We start from the raw sequence: 5,591 nt of genomic DNA, 5'->3' as shown, positions 1-5,591 counted from the left end.
CTCATGGCAAGTCGCAAGACCATATCGACCGCGCCCAACTCATCCGCGAAACGGCCACCCGCCTGGGCAAGTCCGTTGCCATCATGGCCGATCTGCAAGGCCCGAAAATTCGGGTCGGCCGGTTCAAGGACGGCAAGGTCATGCTGCAACCCGGACAGAAATTCACGCTCGACGCCACCTGCGAAGTCGGCGATGAAACCCGCTGCGGCCTGGACTACAAAGACCTGCCGCGCGACGTGCACGCGGGCGACCGTCTGCTGCTCAACGACGGCCTCATCGTGCTTACCGTCGAGAGAGTGAGCGGGGAACAAATCCACACCGTCGTCACCATCGGCGGCGAACTGTCGAACAACAAGGGCATCAACAAGCAGGGCGGCGGTCTGTCGGCCCCGGCCCTCACCGCCAAGGACATGGAGGACATTCGTACCGCGATGTCCTTCCAGGCCGACTATCTGGCCGTGTCCTTTCCCAAAAACGCCACCGACATGGAGTTGGCGCGGCAACTCGCCAACGTCGCTGGCGAGCCCTACCACCACAAGCCCGCGCTCATCGCCAAGATCGAGCGGGTCGAGGCGATTCCGGCGTTGGCGGAAATTCTGCGAGCCTCCGACGGCATCATGGTGGCGCGGGGCGACCTCGCAGTGGAAGTCGGCAATCCCGCCGTGCCCGCGCTGCAAAAACGCATGATCCGCATGGCGCGCGAAATGGATCGTGTGGTGATCACCGCCACGCAGATGATGGAGTCGATGATCGTCAACGCCGTGCCCACCCGCGCCGAAGTGTCCGACGTCGCCAATGCGGTGCTCGACGGCACCGACGCGGTCATGCTGTCGGCGGAAACGGCGGCCGGCAAGTACCCGGTGGAGACGGTCGAGGCGATGGCCAGCATCTGCGAGGCGGCGGAAACCTACGAAGAGGTCAAGCTCGAACACGACTTCGTCAACAAGCAGTTCACTCGCATCGACCAGTCGATCGCCATGGCCGCGCTGTTCACCGCGCACCATCTCGGCTGCAAGGCCATTGTGGCGCTGACCGAATCAGGCTCCACCGCGCTGTGGATGAGCCGCCACCGTGTCAATGTGCCGATTTATGCCCTGTCGCGCAGCGAAACCTCGGTGCGACGCATGGCGCTGTATCGCAATGTGCGCCCGATGCTGCTGAGCTTCAGCACCACCGACCGCGACGCTCTGCTCAACCAGGCCGAAGCCCGGCTGATCGAGAAAAACGCCGTGGCCTCCGGCGACAGCTACGCCATCACCTGCGGCGAGCCGATCGGCACGGCGGGTGGCACCAATATGCTCAAGGTCATGCGCGTGCCCCGCTAAACAGCCCGCTGCAGAAAAACGCCCGCATCGACCGAAGGCTTTGCGGGCGTTTTGCTTTGAGCGCTCCCCAAAGCCAAGCAGTGCTCAGACCTGCAGAAACTGCAACTGAATGCCGGTGAGGTTGATCACATCGCCGGAGCGCAGCACCACCGGCATGAGGCCGAGCGAGACGCCATTGACCTGCGCCCGCTTTTCGCCTTCGACCTGCACCAGTTCGTAGCCGCGCGGTTTGTGCATCACGCTGACCACCAGGGTGCCGCGCTGGCCGAAGGTGGTCTGCTCCTTGCTGAGCAGAATTTCCCGCCCCGCCGCATCCCCGCTGAGCACCTTGATCTTGTAGCTGCGCTCGGCATCTCCCGCCCGGGTGCGCGAATCCGAAAAACCCGAATTACCGAAACGGGAATTGCCAAACCCGGTAGTGGCGCCAAAACGTGACGGGCCGAAGGTGGTCTGACGCGTATCGGACAACAGCCGCAGGCTGTACTTGCCGATATCGACCGTGTCGCCTTCGCGGAAGGGGCTGGACTTGATGGGCGCGCCGTTCAGATAGGTGCCGTTGGTGCTGCCTAGGTCTTGAATGGTGTAGCTCTCGGCATCCGTTCCGCTATCGCGCAGCAACACGGCGTGCTCACCGCTGACCGCCAGGTTGTCGATGACCACATCGTTGTACGGACGACGCCCTAGCGTCGTGCGGTCTTTGCTGAGCACGACCTCTTTCAAAACTTTGCCATCCAGGGTAATCACGAGTTTGGCCACGATTTGAAGTCCGTTTAATGAGTCAGATCAGAATAGAAAAACGCATCGGCTGAGTCAGCGCACAGTCACCAGAATGACGGAAACATTGTCGCGCCCACCAGCCACATTAGCGTCATCCACCAGCTGGCGCGCAGCCGCCGCAGGATGTTCAGCATATTGCCGCAATATGTTTTCAATTTTGGCATCTGTCAACATATCGTTCAAGCCATCCGAACACAGAAGCAACAAATCCCCCGCCATCATGGGATGCATGGCGACATCCGGGTCGAGTCGGGCATCCACGCCTAGCGCCCGCGTCACCAGATTTTTGCCGCCTATCGTTTCCGCGTCCTCGGGCAGAATCAGCCCCATGTCGATCTGCTCCTGCAGGGCCGAGTGGTCGTGCGTGAGCAGGCGCAGTTGATTCTGCCGCAGCAAATACGCGCGAGAATCCCCTGCATGGGCGATCACCGCCACATTTCCAGTAAACGCCACGGCAACCAGCGTGGCGCCCATCCCGGCATACTGCGCATTGCTGCGCGCGGCCCGCAGAATCTCGGCGTTGACATGGCGCACCGCAAAACGAAGTTCGGTGGACAGATCGAGCGCAGTCACCTTCGGATAGTCAGCCTTCAGGCGGGAAATACGCGCGCAAATCTGCGCCGTCGCCATGCCGCTGGCTACCTCTCCAGCAGCGTAGCCCCCCATGCCATCGGCCAGCACGGCAACCTGCGCCAGGGCATCGAACGCCACCGCGTCTTCGTTGTGCTCGCGCACCCGCCCCGTATGGGTGAGGCTGATCATTTCATACTGCAGGGCGGGGCTGGAACTGGGCGTTTTGGCCATGATCGTGCTCATGCCGCAGAAGCCGAGGGGCGGCGATAAATCAGCTTTGCCACGGCCCACACTACGATGGCGCCGATCAGCCCAGCAATTTTTTCTGCGTAGGCCGCCCAGGGCAGCGCTTCAACCCAGTGCTCCACTGCGGGATCGGTGACCAGCAGGCCACCGGCAATCCAGCCCAGCAGCATGGCCCCGAGGGTGATCACCACCGGAAAGCGCTGCATCAGGCGGATGACCAACTGGCTGCCCCAGACGATGATGGGCACGCTCAGCAGCAGACCGAAGACCACCAGCAGCATGCTGTGCTGCTCCCCGGCGTTTTGCGCGGCTCCGGCAATGGCGATGACGTTGTCCAGGCTCATCACGAAGTCGGCGATGATCACGGTCTTGACCGCAGCCCACAGCTTGTCCGCCGCCTGCACATCGCCGTGCCCCTCTTCCTCTTGCGGAGCGAGCAGCTTGATGCCGATCCAAAACAGCAGCAGCGCACCGACAATCTTGAGCAAAGGCAGCTTGAGCAGGGTCAGCGCGAAAAAAATCAACACCACCCGCAACACGATGGCGCCCGCGGTACCCCACAGAATGCCGAGCTTGCGTTGGTGCGACGGGAGCTTGCGCGTGGCCAATGCAATGACCACGGCGTTGTCTCCGCCCAGAAGAATGTCGATCAGAACGATCTGACCGATGGCCGTCAAGAACTCGACGGTGAGATAGTGTTCCATGCCGATGGCTGCCCCAGGAGGTATCGATGCAGTCCCATCGGGACTTGTCTTGCATCATACCGTTTGTAACCGGGGGCAGCCCCGGCGTTCGCATGGATCAGCGCAGGACTTGCTTGAGAAGTTTGCCCATTTCAGACGGATTGCGCGTCACGGTAAAGCCACATTCCTCCATGATGGCGAGCTTGGCATCGGCCGTGTCGGCCCCGCCGGAGATCAGCGCCCCGGCATGGCCCATGCGCTTGCCTGCAGGCGCGGTGACGCCCGCGATGAAACCGACCACCGGTTTTTTCATGTGGGCTTTGCACCAGCGCGCGGCCTCGGCTTCGTCAGAGCCGCCGATCTCGCCGATCATGATGACCGCATCGGTATCGGGGTCGTCGTTGAACGCCCGCATGATGTCGATGTGCTTGAGACCGTTGATCGGGTCGCCACCGATGCCCACCGCGCTGCTCTGGCCCAGCCCGAGTTCGGTGACCTGCGCCACCGCCTCATAGGTGAGCGTGCCCGAGCGCGAGACGATGCCGATGCGACCCTTGCGGTGAATGTGTCCGGGCATGATGCCGATCTTGATTTCATCGGGCGTGATCAGACCGGGACAGTTCGGCCCGAGCAACAGGGTTTTCTTGCCACCGGACGCCTCCTTGGCCTTCATGCGGTTGCGCACCAGCAGCATGTCCTTTACCGGAATGCCCTCGGTGATGCAGACCACCAGGTCGAGATCGGCTTGCACCGCCTCCCAGATGGCGGCAGCCGCGCCTGCCGGGGGCACATAAATGACGGAGACTGTGGCGCCCGTAGCCGCCCTGGCGTCGGCCACGGTGCCGTAAATGGGAATGCCCTCGAAATCTTCGCCGGCCTTTTTCGGGTTGACACCGGCGACGAAGCAGTTCTTGCCATTGGCATAGTCGCGGCACATGCGGGTATGGAACTGCCCCGTCTTGCCGGTGATGCCCTGGGTGATGACCTTGGTGTCTTGATTGATCAGGATAGCCATGTTGTCCTCTTGTTCTGTGGGATGCGGCTCAGGCCTGCGCGGCATGAACGGCGGCTTGCGCCGCCTCGCCCATGGTGTTGGCGCTGATGATGGGCAGGCCGGAGTCGGCCAGCATCTTGCGCCCGATCTCTTCGTTGGTGCCCTTCATGCGCACCACCAGGGGCACGCTCAGGCCCACGGTGCGCGAGGCGGCAATCACGCCTTCGGCGATGGTGTCGCAGCGCATGATGCCGCCGAAGATGTTGACCAGGATCGCCTTGACATGGGGGTTGTGCAGCATGATCTTGAACGCCTCGGTCACCTTTTCGGTGGTGGCGCCGCCGCCCACATCGAGAAAGTTGGCGGGCGAGCCGCCGAACAGCTTGATGGTGTCCATCGTCGCCATCGCCAGCCCGGCGCCGTTGACCAGGCAGCCGATATTGCCGTCGAGCTGGATGTAGGCGAGGTCGAATTTGTGCGCCTGCACCTCGGCCGGGTCTTCCTCATCGAGATCGCGCAGCGCCTCGATTTCGGGGTGACGGAACAGGGCGTTGTCGTCGATGTTGAACTTGGCATCGAGCGCCTTGATCTGGCCGTTGCCCTCCAGAATCAGCGGGTTGATCTCCACCAGCGAGGCGTCGGTGTCCATATAGCACTGGTAGAGCTTCTTGAGCACGGCAACAGCTTGTGGCTGCGACGCGGCGGGAATGCCGATGCCCGCGACCAGTTCCAGACCTTGCGCGTCCTGCAAGCCAACCAGCGGATCGACAAACACCTTGAGAATTTTCTCCGGCGTCTTGGCGGCCACTTCCTCGATATCCATGCCGCCTTCGCTCGACGCCATGACCGCCACTTTTTGCGTGGCACGGTCGGTGAGCACGGCGACGTAATACTCTTTTTGAATGTTGGCGCCATCCTCGATCAGCAGCCGTCGCACTTTCTGCCCCGCAGGCCCGGTTTGATGGGTAACGAGCTGCATCCCCAGGATTTGCA

6 protein-coding genes are annotated in these 5,591 nt (G+C 62.1%); 1 reads left to right on the top strand and 5 read right to left on the bottom strand.

All coding sequences use genetic code 11. The features are described from left to right. The coding region (gene pyk, locus ABT24_RS02290; protein ID WP_286737306.1) for a pyruvate kinase at window positions 1-1,325 on the top strand (1,325 nt) is incomplete at its 5' end. An 84-nt stretch (window positions 1,326-1,409) separates the two neighbouring features. On the opposite strand, the gene ABT24_RS02285 is transcribed toward pyk, so the two are convergent. The 5 genes from ABT24_RS02285 to sucC all read right to left on the bottom strand — a co-directional run. After that, on the bottom strand, window positions 1,410-2,081 hold the full coding sequence (locus ABT24_RS02285) for an FHA domain-containing protein (RefSeq protein ID WP_013105099.1): 672 nt from the start codon (window positions 2,079-2,081) through the stop codon (window positions 1,410-1,412). Between the two features lie 54 nt (window positions 2,082-2,135). Continuing rightward, window positions 2,136-2,906 carry a Stp1/IreP family PP2C-type Ser/Thr phosphatase gene (locus ABT24_RS02280; protein ID WP_286737305.1) on the bottom strand — a complete coding sequence of 257 codons (771 nt, stop codon included), beginning with the start codon at window positions 2,904-2,906 and terminating at the stop codon, window positions 2,136-2,138. A gap of 8 nt (window positions 2,907-2,914) precedes the next feature. Then, complete coding sequence (locus ABT24_RS02275; protein ID WP_276728148.1) at window positions 2,915-3,625, bottom strand: TerC family protein; 711 nt, start codon at window positions 3,623-3,625, stop codon at window positions 2,915-2,917. A 97-nt stretch (window positions 3,626-3,722) separates the two neighbouring features. After that, complete coding sequence (sucD, locus tag ABT24_RS02270) at window positions 3,723-4,619, bottom strand: succinate--CoA ligase subunit alpha (protein ID WP_276728146.1); 897 nt, start codon at window positions 4,617-4,619, stop codon at window positions 3,723-3,725. A 28-nt stretch (window positions 4,620-4,647) separates the two neighbouring features. After that, window positions 4,648-5,591 (bottom strand): ADP-forming succinate--CoA ligase subunit beta (sucC, locus tag ABT24_RS02265; protein WP_286737304.1); only part of this gene is annotated, 944 nt, incomplete at its 5' end.

Source organism: Thiomonas sp. SCN 64-16 (genome assembly GCF_001725585.1).
Classification (GTDB): Bacteria; Pseudomonadota; Gammaproteobacteria; order Burkholderiales; family Burkholderiaceae_C; genus Thiomonas; species Thiomonas arsenitoxydans.
The sequence above is the reverse complement of the archived record's forward strand: the minus strand, read 5'-3'. Positions and strand labels throughout refer to the sequence as shown.